Origin of the sequence: Clostridium hydrogenum (genome assembly GCF_021432385.1) — a bacterium.
Taxonomy (GTDB): Bacteria; Bacillota; Clostridia; order Clostridiales; family Clostridiaceae; genus Clostridium_S; species Clostridium_S hydrogenum.
The window spans coordinates 627646-643754 of the sequence record NZ_JAEACT010000002.1; the positions used below are offsets into that span (position 1 = coordinate 627646).

A 16109-nucleotide genomic window follows, 5' to 3' on the forward strand; every position below is an offset into this window, starting at 1 on the left:
TGATGATTTTCTTCCGCTTTGCTACAGAAAATCCTAAAACTTATTTTTAATTGCTTACGCAATCGTATCATTAATGTTGTCAGCGAAGCTAACAACATTTAAGTTAAAGATTTACCTGACGTAAGGAAAGGTACATCATCCTTCTTTGTACTTTGTACTCTGGTTTAAATTCCCCCTTCCCTTAATCTCCAATTTTTGTTACTATTATATATATAATTTATAATTAGGGAGATTTACTATGCAACAAATACTGAATAAATTAAAGGTTTTTAATCAAGTATCTACTTTCAGTAGTTTATTTACCGAAACATGGTGGAATACCAGTAAAAATTTCCCCAACCTTAAAAATAATACGACCTACTTGTATAAAAAAAAGCAGGAGAAATGCACAAATAAATTTATAGATAGCTTCGTGGAATCAATAAAAAACTTTCCTTCTGGAGGGCAGAATCAAAAAACATGGAAAAACAATATAGACTCTTTAATTAATGATTTTATAGCTAATTCAGATTTAATAACTATAGAAGATAAGGGTATTTTATTTAGTAAAGACTTGCTTAAAAATACTGAGGATTTCGTTAATGAGGCACAAGCTTTTGACTCAAATATGAAAATTGAAGATATAGGTCAAGCAATGCGAAATCTTTGGATTATGAATATAATGCAAATGCTTCTTGGGAAATCACCTAAGCTTACTCCATCCATATTTAGCTATAGTATGCTATACCCCTATACAGATAATTTTTTAGATTCTGAAGATATATCAAAAGAAGAGAAATTAAAAATAAGTGCTACTTTTGAAAAAAGATTAGTTGGAGAAAAAATCAAGCCAACTTCAGAATACGAAGAACATCTTTTTGATTTAATTGATAGAATAGAAAGTGAGTTTGACCGTTCTAAGTATACTGAAGTTTTTGAGAGTTTGCTTTGCATACAAAACGCACAAATAAAAAGCTTATTGCAGCAGGAAAAATTAACAGGTCCATATGAATGTGACATATTAGGAATTAGCATAGAAAAGGGCGGAAGTTCTGTACTTGCAGATGCTTATATTGTAAATGGCAACTTAACAGAAGAAGAAGCTAAGTTTTTCTTTGGCTATGGAATATTGCTTCAAATATGTGATGACCTTCAAGATGCAATGGAAGATTTAAAAAATGGACATATGACAATTATATCTCAATTAGCGACAAAGTGGCCTTTGGATCATATAACTAATGCACTTATTAATTTTACTTTTAACCTTTTAGACAATGCCCCTCCATTTACTTGCCATAATATCGACTTGCTTAAAGAACTTATAAGAAAAAATTGTTTACAGCTAATACTTTTTGCCATTGCAAAAAATAAGCATCTTTACAGTAAAAAATACTTTAAAGAAATACAAGCTTATTTTCCTTACACACCAAGGTATATGACAACCTTATATAAAAGATTAAGGAGAAAATATTCAAATATAAAGGAAAGTTATAATGGAGTTGAGACGAGCAAAATTATTATGTATGCTTTAAGCTCAGAATAAAAATAGTAAAACTATAAATTGTTAAGCATTAGGAGGAATAATAATATATGGATAATAATGCCATGTGGATAATGATAGAGATATTTACACTAATAATTTTATTGAGCATTATCAGTCAATTGAGAAATGATATTATGCGTATGAAATCAACTTTAGATAAGATTGCTAAACAAGTTGGTATACCTGACGTTGTAACAAAAGATGTAAAAGATGAGTTGATAACTCTTATTTCAGAAGGCAATAAGATTAAAGCGATAAAAAAATATAGAACGCTTACTGGGCTTGGTTTAAAGGAAGCGAAAGAATATATTGACCAATTGAGTACACAAAAATAGAATAAATGAATTTACTTATGCAACTTAATCAGTATTTTAAGGAAAGTTAAAAGTGGCTTTCCTTAAAATATGTTTTATTATCCAGTAATAATCTAAAATAGTTTCTTACCCTATATCTATTTGTTTTCTCATCCTTTATTATAAGACCCTTAGCATTTAATCGCTTTAACTGAGTAGAAATAACCCCAGAATCTGAATAAAGCAATTTAGTTATTTCAGCTACATTTACATTTTCATTTTGAACCATAACCGTCAGTATTGACCTAACTTGCGGGCTTAATTCATTATTAAATGCAGTTTCAAAATACTTTTTAAAGGCATGCAATAAATTATCCCTGCTTTTATTTCCTAAAGCTAATAAACTTAACATTTCTATAAAACGCGGATTTCCCTCGCTATAGTAATATATAGTATCTATAGTTTCCTTATTTACATTAGTCACCAAAGCTTTTACCACTTTTTCTGTTTCTTCATAAGACAATTCTCTTAATTCTATTATCTTTAGTTGTCCAAAAAATGCCTTATCATATGCAAATAACTTTCTTTTATGCTCCTCATCAAGAGTTAATATTATAAATAGGTTGTCCAATTCTTGATATTTATTTCTTATGTAAGACAATACTTCACTCTTACTTGATGCTAAGTAATGACAATCATCTATGGCTAAAACATATTTTTTATTGGACATTTCCATATAAGCAAAGAGACTATCGGAATAAGCCTTCCATTCCTTTGTTTCAAGAGGATAATAGTCAAGTTCCTTTGCTATATTCTTAAAAAAATGATATGAATTTGCTATGCTATTAGCTTTAATATTAATAAAAGAGAACTCATCTCCAAATTTATTGCAGATAAGCTTTAATAATGCTGTCTTCCCAATACCCTTTTGCCCAACAATTGCTAAAGATGTTTTATGTCCATTTTTAAAATCTTCAAGTAGAGCTTCAACTAGCTTTAATTCTTTACTATGTGAACTACTTATAAGTGAAATATTTGTTTCCATTGAACCGCAAGCTCCTTTACACTTTGTGCATCTTTTCTAGGATGCCATATAAAATACTTTAAAAAAGGATAGGTTAAAGAATAATTGCTGCCATTAAGCTCTATATACTGCTGTTCTTCCAAATCCCTAAGTGCTTCATCAAGCTCTTCCTTTGGCAATTCACTTTCTATTGATTCTATATTTAAAGTTTCGTTATTATATAATTTAAATATTAGTGATTTATACTTTTCAAAGTCATCTCCAAGTGCCTCTTCAGATAATAACTCCCTGCATATGGACTGTTTATCTTGAAGTATGTTTTCTTTAAATATATCCATAAATTTTTGCTCTAGAACTTCCATATTTATTGGATTACCATAGAATATATAGTATTTTAGTTCAAAGGTCAAATCCCCACCTAGTATTTGAATTATACTTGGATAACCTTTCGATATAAAATAAATAATTTCAGCTAATCCATCTAATATTTCATCTGTAAAAAATTCATTTTCATATATTGTTTCTCTTTTAAAGTTTGGTATTAAAAGTTTATTTTTAGTTGCCTCTTTATCGAATCCTTTTATGGGCATTCTCATAAAATTCCGCCTCCATAATTGGAATACTTCAGATTTAATATTTCTCAAAATCAAGAAAAAATTTTGAGAACCACATAGTACAAAAACAGGTGTATTTGGATTGCTCAGCTCTACATTTAAAAAATTAAGGAATTCAAGCCTTACATCATTAGTATCTTTTAATTTTCTTACAAATCCCATTTCATCAAGAAATAAAACAAATTTTAATTCTCTATATTTTCTAAGAAGCTTAAATACATTTGTTCCGCATTCCTTCCAGCTACCTTTACATAAATTAAATACATCTTGAATATCTACAGTAATTTTCCCCTTATCATCAACTGAACCCTTCATCTTTGTTGGATTAAATCCTATGTTCCTAAACATACCGCTTAGTTTTTCTCTGGTATTTGATGTAAGTGGCAGATGTTCTAATATTTCATTTCTAAGTCTCATAAAAAATTCATCTACTGTTGCTATATCTAAAAGCTGTACATAAATTGGCGTATATCCCTTATCCTTAAGTTCCGCTTGAACCTTTAATAAAAGACTGCTCTTTCCAATTCTCCTTGGTGCACTTACTTCAATATGTGGTTTATCTCCTACATTATATGTTCTCGTTTCGATTTCTGATATAAGTTTAAATATATCTTTTGTTCTATTTACAAAATCCTCGCCCCTTACAGGCGGTCCATATACAAAAGCCACAACCTTACACCTCCACATATTATTTACAGATTTAAACAGTATTATACTACGATTGTAATTACTTATCAATATTTATAGCTAACAAAAATGTCAGCATTCACTATTGTTAGTTTATCTAGATTTCTGCTTTTTCCTTCTTAGTAAGCCCCTTAAATACAAGATCATAAGAAATATCTATTAAAAGCTTAATTTTTTCATCATCAATGTCTTCCCCTACAGTTACAGTATTCCAATGCTTTTTATTCAAATGATATCCTGCTTCAACCGCTTTATAATCTCTTCTTAAATCTATAGACATAAATGGATCACATTTTAAGCTTACTTTTAAAACAGAACTAGTTATATCTGTAATCAAAAACATCTTAGAACCAACCTTCATAACAAGAGTTGTATCATCAAAAGGAAAGGTTTCCGCGACTCCTTTTTTAGTCTTACAATATTTCTTTATATCTTCTAAATTCATACAAAGTCCTCCCTGTCTATAGATACGTAATATAAAAAGTTAAAACTGCTAATACTAAATTCATCATGTTAAATTAAAATTTGAAAAGCAGAGTACAGATGACGGAGTACAGAGTACAGTGAATGATGATTTACCTTTCGCTTTGCTTAGGTAAATCTTAAACTTAAATGGTGTCAGCTTCGCTGAGCGCCATCAATTGCGCAACAATAAAAAATAAGTTTTCAGATTTTTCGTAGTGTTAACGGAGAAAAATCATCCTTCGTTGTACTCTGTACTCTGTACTCCGTACTCTGTGTTAAATTGTAATTTGTCAGGATAAACTTGGTATTTGCAATATTAATGTTCCAAGTTATATATCTATCGTAAAATTGTCCTAATAGCTACATATTACTTAGCATTAGTTCCCCTGTCAACAAAATATAGATGCTTGTGCAATAAAAAATAATAGACATATTAAGATCGCTAATTAACCAATAATTAATATTATAAGAAAATAATTATTGATTAAATTGTAATAATGAACTATAATCAAGATAAGAAAATGATTAATTATGGAGGGAGATAATAAAATGAGTGTTAAAGAAAAGGTATTAGAAACAATGAAGGAAGCAGGCAAACCATTAAGTGCTGGTGAAGTTCAAAAACTATCTGGTTTAGATCGTAAAGAGGTTGATAATGCCTTTAAAGAATTAAAGAAAGAAAATGCTATTGTATCACCTGTTCGCTGCAAATGGGAACCAAGTTTGTAGGAAAATACTATTGCAGTTCATTAAATAAAGGTCTTAAATCTAAAATGCTAATTATTAAAAGCCTAAGAAGTTTCAATAACTCGCTGAAAAGACGCTCAGACAGATTGAAACATCTAAGGCTTTTAATAATTAGCATGCAAGATTTATTGACCTTTTTTCACATGCTACTATAGATATACCGTTTCAACTAGCAAAATCAATTTGCATCAAAATGCCCAGGAGACGGCATTTTGATACAAATTAATTTTGAAGTTTCAACCGGTTTATCTCTATAAAAACCTCTCTTCTCTTTACTCTCTACTCTATATAATGATATTATTAATTTAATAATTTACATTTATGGATCAAACAAACAGTTGAAAGGAAGTGTACCTAATGGCTCAAAATAACAACTTAAATATAAGTGAAATGCTAAATTTATCAATGGACTTATGGGAAAAACATAAGGATGAATGGGCCCCTATGGAACCTGAAAGAGGCAAAAACTTTATTTTATACATGATTGAAGAAATAGGCGAAGTCATAGCCATAATAAAGAAAAAAGGCGAGGCTGAAATTATGGACAATCCCGCTGTAAGAGATCATTTCGTTGAAGAACTCTGTGATGTTATGATGTATTATATGGACACCCTTAATCGCTTTAAAGTTTCTCCAGAAGAATTTTCAAAAGCCTATATTAAAAAATTTGAGTATAATATGAAAAGAGACTACGAAAAGCAATACAAGAAAATGCCAAATTAAAAATTTAGCCAAAGAAGCAATCTATTATTTTAGACTGCTTCTTTTTTATATTCATCTACATACAAATTTCATTAAGTTTATCCTTTAATTCCTGCAACAGTTTCTCTGCGCTATAATAAAGTTCTTCGCCCTTATATGTTGCTGAACTACTTGCAGAATCCATTCTATCATCGGATTTATCTTCATCGAATCCGTGTTCTTCCTCAATTTTTCTAAAAATTCTTTCTGCATAACTTTGATAATTAAATTCTGCTAGATCTCTTAACTCTTCACTATTAATTATATCTTCAATCCTATCTATAGCAGTTGATATTTTTGCTTCTGCATATGACTCCAAGATATCAATATTCTCTTTTATACCATCACATTGTGTTAAAATATTATCCAATATTTTTTCTGTAAGTCCTTCATAGATATCACTTACAGGACTGTCCATTAAGTCTTCAAATTTTCCTGTTTCCTCCGAAAGCTCTTTAATATATTCTGACAACTCAACAATTTTATCTTTCATACTTATTCCCTGTAGTCTTAAATTATTCTCTCCTATGGCTCTTACATTAATCTCCACTCCATCTACATTTATGCTATCTCTGGTCATAATATATTTTACTACCATTTCAAGATTATGCTTCAAATCCATAGACTCTTCAAGTTCTTTTTCAAGTGGTCTGTTCTGATCTGCATAATCCCAAATTACTACATTATAGTAATAATAACTTCCTTCTATCTTTATCTTATCATACTGGTTTGGAACTTTAAGCATTACCAACCTTGAATTAAGAATATCATCCATAAGGTTATTCACTACATCTACAAATGCTACTACGTTACTTTTATCTACGATGAAAGATCCATCCTTATCAACTTTAAATTTACTGCTTTGACGTATCTTCTTTAATAATATAAGGTAATATGCTGAGAACTTGCTTCCCCTACTACCATAGTATTCCATAACCTTCATCTTATCCTCTTTATCAGGATTGATGCCTCGTACATAACAAATACGATCTACTCCAGAAAGAGAGCGTGTATTCGGGCCATAAAAATTAGCATTATTCCACTGACCACCAAGGCTGCAATAGCCAAAGCGTATCCCTACAAGTTCTTGCTTCATATAACTTGATAATCCCGATGCATGATGTATAATAGTATTGATGGGACCAGCGTATTCCATAGTCTCTACGAGTGTATCTGAATCATAAATCACTGTTTCATCACTTTTAAGTAGTGATGGATCTAATACACCATATTTTTTGGGATATAATTTGTTTAAGTTAACTAGTTGCATAACAAAATCTCCTTTACGTTTTATTTTACATTCCTACTAGAGCCACCTAGTAAGTTTGTTAATTTTAGTATAGACCTATTTCCATTAAAATGCAAGGGATTTTTTATGCTATTTAAAATTTTTAAATTACAGCATCTATATAAAGCCATAGAGTGCTGTAATTTCTATGGAAGATTATGTAGTATTAGAAAATCTTCCATAGAAAAATCATAAAGGACTATAGATGTAAATCTAGGTTCTTTTTTATTATATTACTTGGTACATTATTCATCACATATAATACTACAAAGGAACATAATAAACTTATTTCACCATCTTTAAAATCATGGCTTGCAACTGCACTACTATATCTTGTATATTTAAAGTTTGTACATAAGATCTCAATAAAATTCATCATGGCATTTACGTAATAAAAAACAAGACGAATTATAATTAAACATCTTGTTTTTTTATTTAGTGCTGATTTTTACTTAAATAAACTATATATATTAATTGCAGTATTTATAATTGTACAAAAAACAATTATAAATTTATATTTATCCTTAAGTAGTGATGAATCTAATACACCATATTTTTGGGGATATAATTTGTTTAAGTTAACTAGTTGCATAACAAAATCTCCTTTACGTTTTATTTTACATTCCTACTAGAGCTACCTAGTAAGTTCGTTAATTTTAGTATAGACTTTTTTCCATTAAAATTCAAGTCATTTATTATATTACTTGGTACATTATTCATCACATATAATACTACAAGGGAACACAATAAACTATTTCACCATCTTTAAAATCATGTCTGCACTACTATATCTTGTATATTTAAAGTTTGTACATAAGGCCTCAATAAAGTTCATCATGGCATTTACGTAATAAAAAAATATTGCGAAGTAACAATGCTTCGATCCCACGGTAGTGCAATGAAAAACAATACGAAAAAACTTTTTAAGATATTATTAGTTATATCTACAAAAGGAAAGGGGATTATTAATTATGATAATCAATAATAAAGAATTTACTGAATTTAAAAAAAGAATCATCGGAGAAGTTGACGTTAATGGAGAATTCACCTATAGATGCTATAGTATTAGCAGATATAAAACTATGTTATTATATGCAGAAGCATATAGTAATGGAGAACTATTAATATATGGACAATTATCTGATTTTTATCTGATTTTTATATGAAAATTTATTGTTTCTTAATAGAAAAAGTTATAGACGATAAAGTAGTAGACAGTAGAGAGTTTTTAGCTGGAACTACACATTATTCAGCTGTATCAGCATTGAATGTTATTAAAAGATGTAAATCTGTTGACATGGATACTATAGAAGAGTTACTTGAAAAAAATAATCTTCCATATTTAAGAGACTTTAATGGGTTTGCTAAATCTTTTGTTAGAAGAAAAATTAAATCTTTTACAGATCAAAAAAGCTTATAGATAAAAGTTTTAAAGTTAAAATTAAAACATCTAATGAATTACTTAAGACAATGATGAGTATAGCAGCAACCCAGCAAAATAAATAATAATTGTAGATTAGTTGAAGATTCTGTTATAGCTATTTCTGATAAACAGGCATGGTTTTTCTTTTGCAAAAAACATAATAATTTTAAAGTATATGACTTTAAAGTTATAAAATATTAGGATAATTTAGATTCGTTTGCATATTCGCTTTTTAATAGTGAGCAAATAGCTAAATCATTTCTTTCACCAGACTCTTTGTCTATTCTCCTATGCCTTAAAATTCCATCCTGTTTCATCCCTACTTTATGTAACAACTTTCCAGATGCCTTATTTGTAATATTATATTTAGCCTCAACCATATAAAAATCCTCATGAGAAAATAAGTAATCTAATACTTTTTTCAAAGCCTCTAAAGCATAGCCCTTATGCCACCAAGAAGAACCAAGCATATAAGCAATTTCACATATTTCTAAAGCCGCAAACGGAACACTTGCGGAGATATTACCAATTACCTCTCCAGTTTCTTTCACTTCTATAGCCCATATATATGTGCATTTGTTTTCATATGATTGTATCCACTGATTAATCATGTTTTCTGTATCACTTTTGTTTTTATGTGGATAATAAGCAATATATTTAGAAGAATTAGAATCAGATGCCCAGTTAATAAAACTTTGCTCTATATCAGTAGTAGTAAATCTACGTAATCTTAATCTGTCTGTCTCTAGCAATGCTGTTCCATTATTTTTCATTATAAGCTTCCTCCTTTTAAAACCATAATAATATAAAGTGACAAGTTACGGAAGAAAATCATCCTAAACTTGTCATTTGTCACTGTTTCTAGTTACTTCACATTCTTTAAATTTAACGTAATAGCTTCCTTTTCCTTCCTCGTAAGTCCTTTAAATACAAGATCATAAGAAATATCTATTAAAAATTTAACTTTCTCATCATCAAGATCTTCCCCTACAGTTACAGTATTCCAGTGCTTTTTATTTAAATGATATCCAGCTTCAACGGCTTTATAATCTCTTCTTAAATCTATAGACATAAATGGATCACATTTTAAGCTTACTTTTAAAACAGAACTAGTTATATCTGTAATTAAAAACATCTTAGAGCCAACCTTCATAACAAGAGTCATATCATCAAAAGGAAAGGTTTCTGTAACACCTTTTTTAGTTTTGCAGTAACTCTTTATATCTTGTAAATTCATACAAATTTCTCCTTTAGTCAGAGTACATAGAAAAATCAACCTTCAATGCTCTTTGTACCTTGTACTCTTATTTAAATATTTCTAATGCTTCATTTGCCATAATCTTAACATTTTGCGGAACATTTTTTAGCTCTTCTAATTCCTCTTTAGAGTACCATTTAATTTCTTCAGATTCTCCCTCATCTGGCTTTACCTCTGAAGATTCTGATACAGCAAAGAAAACGAGATCAATATGATAATGTTCTGAATTTACTTCACATAGAAGTGTATGCACTGGATTTATTAAAATTTTTTCACAAGTCAAATCATTTGAATTTTTAAGTTTACTTTCTGATTGGAAATTATATAACTTTATATCAAGTCCAGCCTCTTCTTTAGCCTCTCGAATGCAAGCATCTTCTGGTAATTCATTAGACTCAATATGTCCACCAATTGGAAGAATGATTTTATATTTTTTGTGCAAATGCAACAGAACCTTATCTCCATTTACTATATATGTGGAAACGGTAAAATGTCTGTCAATCCCCATCTAGCTTCCTCCCTATCTAACTTATTTATATAACTTACCTTAATAGCTACATATTACTGAACATTAGTTCTCATGTCAACAAACTATATGCAAATTTTCAAGTAAATAGTTTATACGTAATATATTTTTATATAATATACTTAAGAAATACAAAAATAAAATTATAAATTATACTGACTTTTTGTTTCAATAGATTGTTATACATAATGGAAAGTACTTTTCAACTTATGCATAAGGAGGAAAATTAGTGGACAAGGACTATTTTCTAATACGGAGAATGAAGCAGGGCGATGAGGCTGCTGTTGATGATTTCGTAAAACGATATTACAAAGATATATATAGCTATTGTTATTATAAATTATCCGATAAATGGCAGGCTGAAGATATAACGCAAGAAACCTTTACTAATTTCTTTAGGAATTTTAGCAACTATATTCATAAAAGTAAAGCAAGGAATTATCTTTATGTAATTGCGGGAAACCTGTGCAAAAATGAATATAAAAAACATAAAGAAATACCAGCCTTGGAAGCAAAAGAATCAACAATAGCTGCAAAGGAAGTTCAAAAGGAAATTAATCTTAAGCTATCAATTGAACAAGAAATATCCAAGCTTCCAAATGAATTCAAAGAAGTAGTCATCTTGCACTATTTTCAAGAACTTAAGCTTAGGGAAATTGCTGAAATACTAGGCATCAGCATTTCTCTCGTAAAATATCGTCTTTCAGAAAGTAAAAAGATGCTTAAAAGCAGAATGAATAAGGAGGATTTTTATGAATACTCATTTGAATAAAAAAATTCCAGCTTATGATGAAGAAAGAATGCTACAAACAATTAATGCCGCTAAAAAGGAATATCAAAAACAAATGCTTTTAAAACCAATGAGCAGCTTTGAATTTCTATTTCAGCAAATGTTATTCTTAAGCAAAAGATATTGGCTTACACAACTTATTGTTTTTTTTGTATCAGCTTTTAGTTTGGGCTTCATGAACCTAAACAGTGGAATAGGTGAAAACAAAATGATATATTGTGCAGTTTTTGCACCACTACTAATTATATTTTCAATACCTGAACTGTGGAAAAATATCTCCGCTAATGCCTGCGAAGTGGAAAGTACTACTTATTACGATTTGCCAAAAGTATATCTATCAAGATTAATACTAGCAGGAATGTTTGACTTAATAATAGCAACCCTATTAACTGGAATAATTATACATTCAAATGGGTTTTCAGCTTACGCAGCAATAATCTATTTCTTTGTACCGTTTAATTTTAACTGCTGCATATGCTTTTTCGTGTTGTGTAGTACAAAAATACGCTCGGAACTTGTAGCAGTAAGTAGCTGTTTAATTGGGGCATTTTTTTGGTATCTACTTGTAAGAGACTATCATGTATATGAATTACTTGAAATGAAAACTTGGTATCTACTTTTGATTCTTTCTTTCGTGTATCTTGTTTTTACGGGAAGAAAAATTGTGAAATCCAGCAGAAATTATTTAGAGGTGTGCAGATGAAACTAGAAGTAAAAGATTTATGTAAAAATTTCAAAAAAAATACAGCTGTTAATCATATAAGCTTTACCTTAGAAAAAGGAGTATATGGACTCTTAGGCGCTAATGGTGCAGGAAAGACAACACTTATGCGAATGCTATGTTCATTAATTATCCCTAACAATGGAACTATAAAGTATGATGATGAAGATATACAAAAAATGAATGAAAGATACAGAAGAATTATCGGCTATTTGCCGCAGGAATTTGGATATTACCCAGAGTTTTCAGCTGAGGATTATCTATTATATATAGCTGCATTAAAAGGTTTAAGACCATTAATTGCAAAAAAACGTGTAAATGAATTATTAGAAGTTGTTTCATTAACAAAGGTCAGAAAAAAGAAAATCAAAACTTTTTCAGGTGGAATGAAGAGAAGGCTTGGAATTGCTCAAGCAGTTTTAAATGATCCAAAAGTATTAATATTAGATGAGCCTACAGCAGGCTTAGACCCTAAGGAAAGAATAAGATTTCGCAGCCTTATAAGTCATATAGCTGAAGAACGAATTGTCCTACTATCCACACATATTGTGTCAGATCTAGAGTCCATAGCAAAAGAGATTTTAATTATGAAAGAAGGAAATATTATTGCACAAGGTGATATAGAAAAATTACTATGCCAAATAAATAATAAAGTTTGGACTTGCCTCATAGATTTAAAAAAAGCGGATGAATTACGTTCTACCTATATATTAAGCAATGAAAAAAACTGTAATGGCAAAATTGAACTTAGAATTATTTCTGAAGAAAAGCCATTAGCTTCAGCTATTAATGTTAGTCCTTCGCTAGAAGACTTGTTTATATATTATTTTGGAGAGGTGAACGAATTTGCAGATTTTGAAATATGAACTAAAAAAAATATTTTATAAAAAAAGTTCAATAATTAGTTTAATACTATTAGCTGCTTGTCTAGGATTAATGTTGTTCTTTTCTATGTCAAGTATATTCTATACCGATAAAAATGGAAACAACATTAAAGGAATAAAAGCAATAAAGTTAGTAAAAATCGCAAAAATGAAATGGAATGGATATTTAACAATTGGAAAGGTTAGAAACGTATTAGAAGAAAATGAACGCATAAATTCGGACAGTAAATATTCTCATATGAAAGAAGATGATATTAAGCTTTCAAATATGCAATATTCTAGAAAACAGGGTTTTGAAGATATCCGTGATTTAATTAATTATTCTTATGAGAAACCTAATTTTTATGATTATAATCTTATTGATAAATTAAACCCTAAGGTCGCAAATACATTTTATTTAAACCGAATTAGCCAATTAAAAAATTCCTTATCTGGTAAGGATGGAGATAACCTCACGAAAAATGAAAAAGAATATTTATTAACTTCCGCCAAAACTTTAACTACACCACTTAAATATTCCTATGCTGACGGCTTTCGTAAGTTATTTGAAGAAAGTATATCAATAAATTTCGCTTTAGCTTTTGTAATATGCATTTTAATAGCGCCAGTATTTTCCATAGAATATCAAACAGGTAGTGATTCAATTTTGCTCTCCACTGAACATGGAAAGAAAAAAGGAATTATATATAAACTTATTGCTGGATTTTTATCTACCTCTCTGGTCTACTTAATTACTTCAGCTTTAGTATATGGCTTTATTTTTATGATATTTGGATTTGATGGCTGGAATTGTCCTATTCAGGCATCTATGGAAGGGTGGAAAAGTTTTTATCATATAACAAACCTTCAAGCCTTTTGTATGGTATTACTGCTTGGTTACCTAGGCTGTTTATTTATAAGCGCTTTAGCTATGTTTCTTTCATCTAAAGTGAAATCATCCTTTTCAACTATTGTTTTTTTAATTTTATTTATTTTTATACCTTCAACATTGGGAAAACAGATGTTTAAAGGAGGTTTGTTTGATAAACTTTTAAACTTATTCCCACATCAACTGCTACTCGGATGGCCATTAATAACTTCATATACACTTTATGATATTGCAGGTAAAGTCATAACTCCCTTTAAGCTACTTCCTATTTTATATGTTGTACTTGCAATTATATTATTGCCTTTTACTTATAGATCATTTAAAAAACATCAAGTAGCATAATATTTTCTATAAAAAATTGTGAAGCAGCAGCACCTTTAGCTGCTACTTCACTAAGATTAAAATTTTCCCATGCCTGTCTACAAAAATATGCTGTACTATGTTTTTATAGCAATATATTAATTTGCTACTATATGAATTGCAAAACCACCAATTTCTTGTTCCAAATAAATAAGTTTCATTTTCTTATCTTCATTATATTTTGCCGACTCATAATTAAATTTTATGCCCTTTGCTTCCAAATATTTTATTGCCTCTTCTATATTATCTGTGCCAAAGCCAATGTGTCCCAATGTTCCAAAGCCTTTGTATTTCATTACTTCAACGCCATTACCAGCAAATACGGAAATTTCAGTTTCCTTATTATCAAAATCAAATATACTACATAATAGTGCTGCTACTTCCTTAGCCTTTGATTCATTTTCTGTATTTATGCCGACATGTGCAAGGGTAAATACTGGTTTCTTTAACTTTTCCATAAAATCACACTCCATTCTACATTTTATATATAGATAAACCATTTCAACTACCAAAATCAATTTGCATCATAATGCCTAGAAGATGGCGTTTTGATACAAATTAATTTTGAAGTTTCAAGCGGTTTATCTTTAATTATATCATTTTTGCTTACAATAATTAAACAAATAACTCACCTTTACACTTTATATATAAGTGTAAAATACTATATGTGTTTAATATAATCATGGAGAAATGTAAGGATAATGAATTTATATATATACTTAACCATTAATTGAACCCAATTACCTATTTTGTAGATTTTACCTAAAGGAAGTGGTATACTAAAACAAGATTTGTTTTTAGGAGGTTATTATTATAAAATGCTCAATAAAAAATTACCAATTATACTAAAAGTAACTTTGGTTATTGGAATTATTGTTACTTTTAGTTGTCTTTTGTCATCCAGAAATAAAAAGTTAAACTATATGAATAAAATTACATCTAATGACTCGCAAAAAAGCAATAAAGAACTTGTTCTCGAGTTTAAAAAAGCTTATAAAAAGCTTGGGATTAATTATAAGGATAGAATGGTTGATTACAATCCATTTGGAAGCTATTTTCACTATGGTTCAACAATAAATTATAAAGATTATCCACTAATCGGAATAGATAATGATGGCATTCCTAAGCTTAAGGTTGGAAATAAACTTTATTTTGACCCTGTTACATTTGATCAATATGCATTAAATATCCATGATAAATGGCTGAATACTAAAAATGAGAGTTTAAAGCAAAAATTTATATCCCTCGCCGATAAATTAGTTAAGATGCAAAGTCCCGATGGTTCACTTAGATATAATTTTACTTGGAAATACTACTTACAAGAAAAACCCTATAAGCCAGGTTGGGTTTGTGGAATGGCTCAAGGCCAAGCTCTAAGTGTCTTGTCAAGGGCTTATTATCTAACAAAAAATGATAAATACATAGAAGCTGGAAGCAAAGCTTTAGATTTTTTAATAAAACCAATTTCACAGGGTGGATGCATGGACACTCTTAATGACTTAAAACCCTTAGCTCCATCTCTTAGAAATAATATCATTTTTGAAGAATACATTAGTAAACCATCCTCTTATACTCTCAATGGATTTATGTTTACTTTATTGGGATTATATGATTGGACTCAAGTAAATAGCCCTGATAAATCAAAGGAAGTAGCACAAACCTATTTTGAAAAAGGTATAAAAACACTAAAAATCATACTCCCATATTATGATATAGGTGGTTTTAGTCTATATGATTTAAGCTACATTACATATAAACTACCTCCTAAAAGTGCTTCCAATTATCATGCCGTTCATATACAATTACTAAATGCATTAAGTAAGGTAACTGGAGATGCTGAACTTAAGGAATATGAAAAAAAATGGATTTCATATATAAATTAAAAACATAGAAAGAAT

General features: G+C 29.4%; 21 protein-coding genes. 11 read left to right on the plus strand and 10 right to left on the minus strand.

Annotated elements, in window-relative coordinates; all coding sequences use genetic code 11:
• Positions 1 to 238: 238 nt before the first annotated feature.
• Together CUEA01_RS02895 and CUEA01_RS02900 are read left to right on the plus strand one after the other, a co-directional pair.
• Entirely contained in the window at positions 239 to 1522 is a 1284-nt protein-coding gene (locus tag CUEA01_RS02895) for a hypothetical protein (RefSeq protein WP_234117801.1), read from the plus strand.
• Between the two features lie 47 nt (positions 1523 to 1569).
• Positions 1570 to 1857: a ribosomal protein L7/L12 gene (locus CUEA01_RS02900; RefSeq protein ID WP_234117804.1), complete on the plus strand. Its 288-nt coding sequence runs from the start codon at positions 1570 to 1572 to the stop codon at positions 1855 to 1857.
• A 46-nt stretch (positions 1858 to 1903) separates the two neighbouring features.
• On the opposite strand, the gene CUEA01_RS02905 is transcribed toward CUEA01_RS02900, so the two are convergent.
• From CUEA01_RS02905 to CUEA01_RS02915, 3 genes are all read right to left on the minus strand, one after another.
• Entirely contained in the window at positions 1904 to 2860 is a 957-nt protein-coding gene (locus tag CUEA01_RS02905; RefSeq protein WP_234117806.1) for an AAA family ATPase, read from the minus strand.
• Complete coding sequence (locus tag CUEA01_RS02910) at positions 2836 to 4122, minus strand: ATP-binding protein (protein WP_234117808.1); 1287 nt, start codon at positions 4120 to 4122, stop codon at positions 2836 to 2838. Before CUEA01_RS02910 ends, CUEA01_RS02905 begins: the two co-directional genes overlap by 25 nt.
• Positions 4123 to 4237: 115 nt before the next feature.
• Positions 4238 to 4585, minus strand: a complete 348-nt coding sequence (locus CUEA01_RS02915) for an MmcQ/YjbR family DNA-binding protein (RefSeq protein ID WP_234117810.1) — start codon at positions 4583 to 4585, stop codon at positions 4238 to 4240.
• 569 nt (positions 4586 to 5154) lie between these two features.
• Between CUEA01_RS02915 and CUEA01_RS02920 the strand changes: the two genes are divergently transcribed.
• Positions 5155 to 5334: a transcriptional regulator gene (locus tag CUEA01_RS02920; RefSeq protein ID WP_234117813.1), complete on the plus strand. Its 180-nt coding sequence runs from the start codon at positions 5155 to 5157 to the stop codon at positions 5332 to 5334.
• A 375-nt stretch (positions 5335 to 5709) separates the two neighbouring features.
• Positions 5710 to 6075: a MazG nucleotide pyrophosphohydrolase domain-containing protein gene (locus tag CUEA01_RS02925; RefSeq protein ID WP_234117815.1), complete on the plus strand. Its 366-nt coding sequence runs from the start codon at positions 5710 to 5712 to the stop codon at positions 6073 to 6075.
• Between the two features lie 55 nt (positions 6076 to 6130).
• On the opposite strand, the gene CUEA01_RS02930 is transcribed toward CUEA01_RS02925, so the two are convergent.
• From CUEA01_RS02930 to CUEA01_RS02940, 3 genes are all read right to left on the minus strand, one after another.
• Positions 6131 to 7363 carry a hypothetical protein gene (locus CUEA01_RS02930; RefSeq protein WP_234117817.1) on the minus strand — a complete coding sequence of 411 codons (1233 nt, stop codon included), beginning with the start codon at positions 7361 to 7363 and terminating at the stop codon, positions 6131 to 6133.
• A gap of 217 nt (positions 7364 to 7580) precedes the next feature.
• Positions 7581 to 7757 carry a hypothetical protein gene (locus tag CUEA01_RS02935; protein WP_234117819.1) on the minus strand — a complete coding sequence of 59 codons (177 nt, stop codon included), beginning with the start codon at positions 7755 to 7757 and terminating at the stop codon, positions 7581 to 7583.
• Between the two features lie 72 nt (positions 7758 to 7829).
• Complete coding sequence (locus CUEA01_RS02940; RefSeq protein ID WP_234117821.1) at positions 7830 to 7973, minus strand: hypothetical protein; 144 nt, start codon at positions 7971 to 7973, stop codon at positions 7830 to 7832.
• Between the two features lie 379 nt (positions 7974 to 8352).
• On the opposite strand from CUEA01_RS02940, the gene CUEA01_RS02945 reads away from it, so the two are divergent.
• Together CUEA01_RS02945 and CUEA01_RS02950 are read left to right on the plus strand one after the other, a co-directional pair.
• Positions 8353 to 8547, plus strand: coding sequence for a hypothetical protein (locus CUEA01_RS02945; protein WP_234117823.1), 195 nt, complete (start codon positions 8353 to 8355; stop codon positions 8545 to 8547).
• Positions 8544 to 8801 carry a hypothetical protein gene (locus tag CUEA01_RS02950; RefSeq protein ID WP_234117825.1) on the plus strand — a complete coding sequence of 86 codons (258 nt, stop codon included), beginning with the start codon at positions 8544 to 8546 and terminating at the stop codon, positions 8799 to 8801. Before CUEA01_RS02945 ends, CUEA01_RS02950 begins: the two co-directional genes overlap by 4 nt.
• A gap of 200 nt (positions 8802 to 9001) precedes the next feature.
• Here the strand turns inward: CUEA01_RS02950 and CUEA01_RS02955 are convergent, their stop codons facing one another.
• The 3 genes from CUEA01_RS02955 to CUEA01_RS02965 form a co-directional block, all read right to left on the minus strand.
• Entirely contained in the window at positions 9002 to 9577 is a 576-nt protein-coding gene (locus CUEA01_RS02955) for a GNAT family N-acetyltransferase (protein ID WP_234117827.1), read from the minus strand.
• 92 nt (positions 9578 to 9669) lie between these two features.
• Positions 9670 to 10041: an MmcQ/YjbR family DNA-binding protein gene (locus tag CUEA01_RS02960; RefSeq protein ID WP_234117829.1), complete on the minus strand. Its 372-nt coding sequence runs from the start codon at positions 10039 to 10041 to the stop codon at positions 9670 to 9672.
• 67 nt (positions 10042 to 10108) lie between these two features.
• Positions 10109 to 10570, minus strand: coding sequence for an NUDIX hydrolase (locus CUEA01_RS02965; protein WP_234117831.1), 462 nt, complete (start codon positions 10568 to 10570; stop codon positions 10109 to 10111).
• A 247-nt stretch (positions 10571 to 10817) separates the two neighbouring features.
• On the opposite strand from CUEA01_RS02965, the gene CUEA01_RS02970 reads away from it, so the two are divergent.
• From CUEA01_RS02970 to CUEA01_RS02985, 4 genes are read left to right on the plus strand one after another with little or no spacing between them, the layout of a single operon-like run.
• Entirely contained in the window at positions 10818 to 11360 is a 543-nt protein-coding gene (locus CUEA01_RS02970) for an RNA polymerase sigma factor (protein WP_234117833.1), read from the plus strand.
• Entirely contained in the window at positions 11341 to 12081 is a 741-nt protein-coding gene (locus tag CUEA01_RS02975) for a hypothetical protein (protein WP_234117835.1), read from the plus strand. The genes CUEA01_RS02970 and CUEA01_RS02975 overlap by 20 nt, the downstream gene beginning before the upstream one ends.
• Entirely contained in the window at positions 12078 to 12965 is an 888-nt protein-coding gene (locus CUEA01_RS02980) for an ABC transporter ATP-binding protein (protein ID WP_234117842.1), read from the plus strand. The genes CUEA01_RS02975 and CUEA01_RS02980 overlap by 4 nt, the downstream gene beginning before the upstream one ends.
• Entirely contained in the window at positions 12946 to 14193 is a 1248-nt protein-coding gene (locus tag CUEA01_RS02985; protein ID WP_234117857.1) for an ABC transporter permease, read from the plus strand. The genes CUEA01_RS02980 and CUEA01_RS02985 overlap by 20 nt, the downstream gene beginning before the upstream one ends.
• A gap of 116 nt (positions 14194 to 14309) precedes the next feature.
• Here CUEA01_RS02985 and CUEA01_RS02990 read toward each other — a convergent pair whose 3' ends face one another.
• Positions 14310 to 14669: a VOC family protein gene (locus tag CUEA01_RS02990; RefSeq protein WP_234117859.1), complete on the minus strand. Its 360-nt coding sequence runs from the start codon at positions 14667 to 14669 to the stop codon at positions 14310 to 14312.
• 360 nt (positions 14670 to 15029) lie between these two features.
• On the opposite strand from CUEA01_RS02990, the gene CUEA01_RS02995 reads away from it, so the two are divergent.
• Positions 15030 to 16094, plus strand: coding sequence for a D-glucuronyl C5-epimerase family protein (locus tag CUEA01_RS02995; RefSeq protein ID WP_234117861.1), 1065 nt, complete (start codon positions 15030 to 15032; stop codon positions 16092 to 16094).
• Positions 16095 to 16109: the final 15 nt, after the last annotated feature.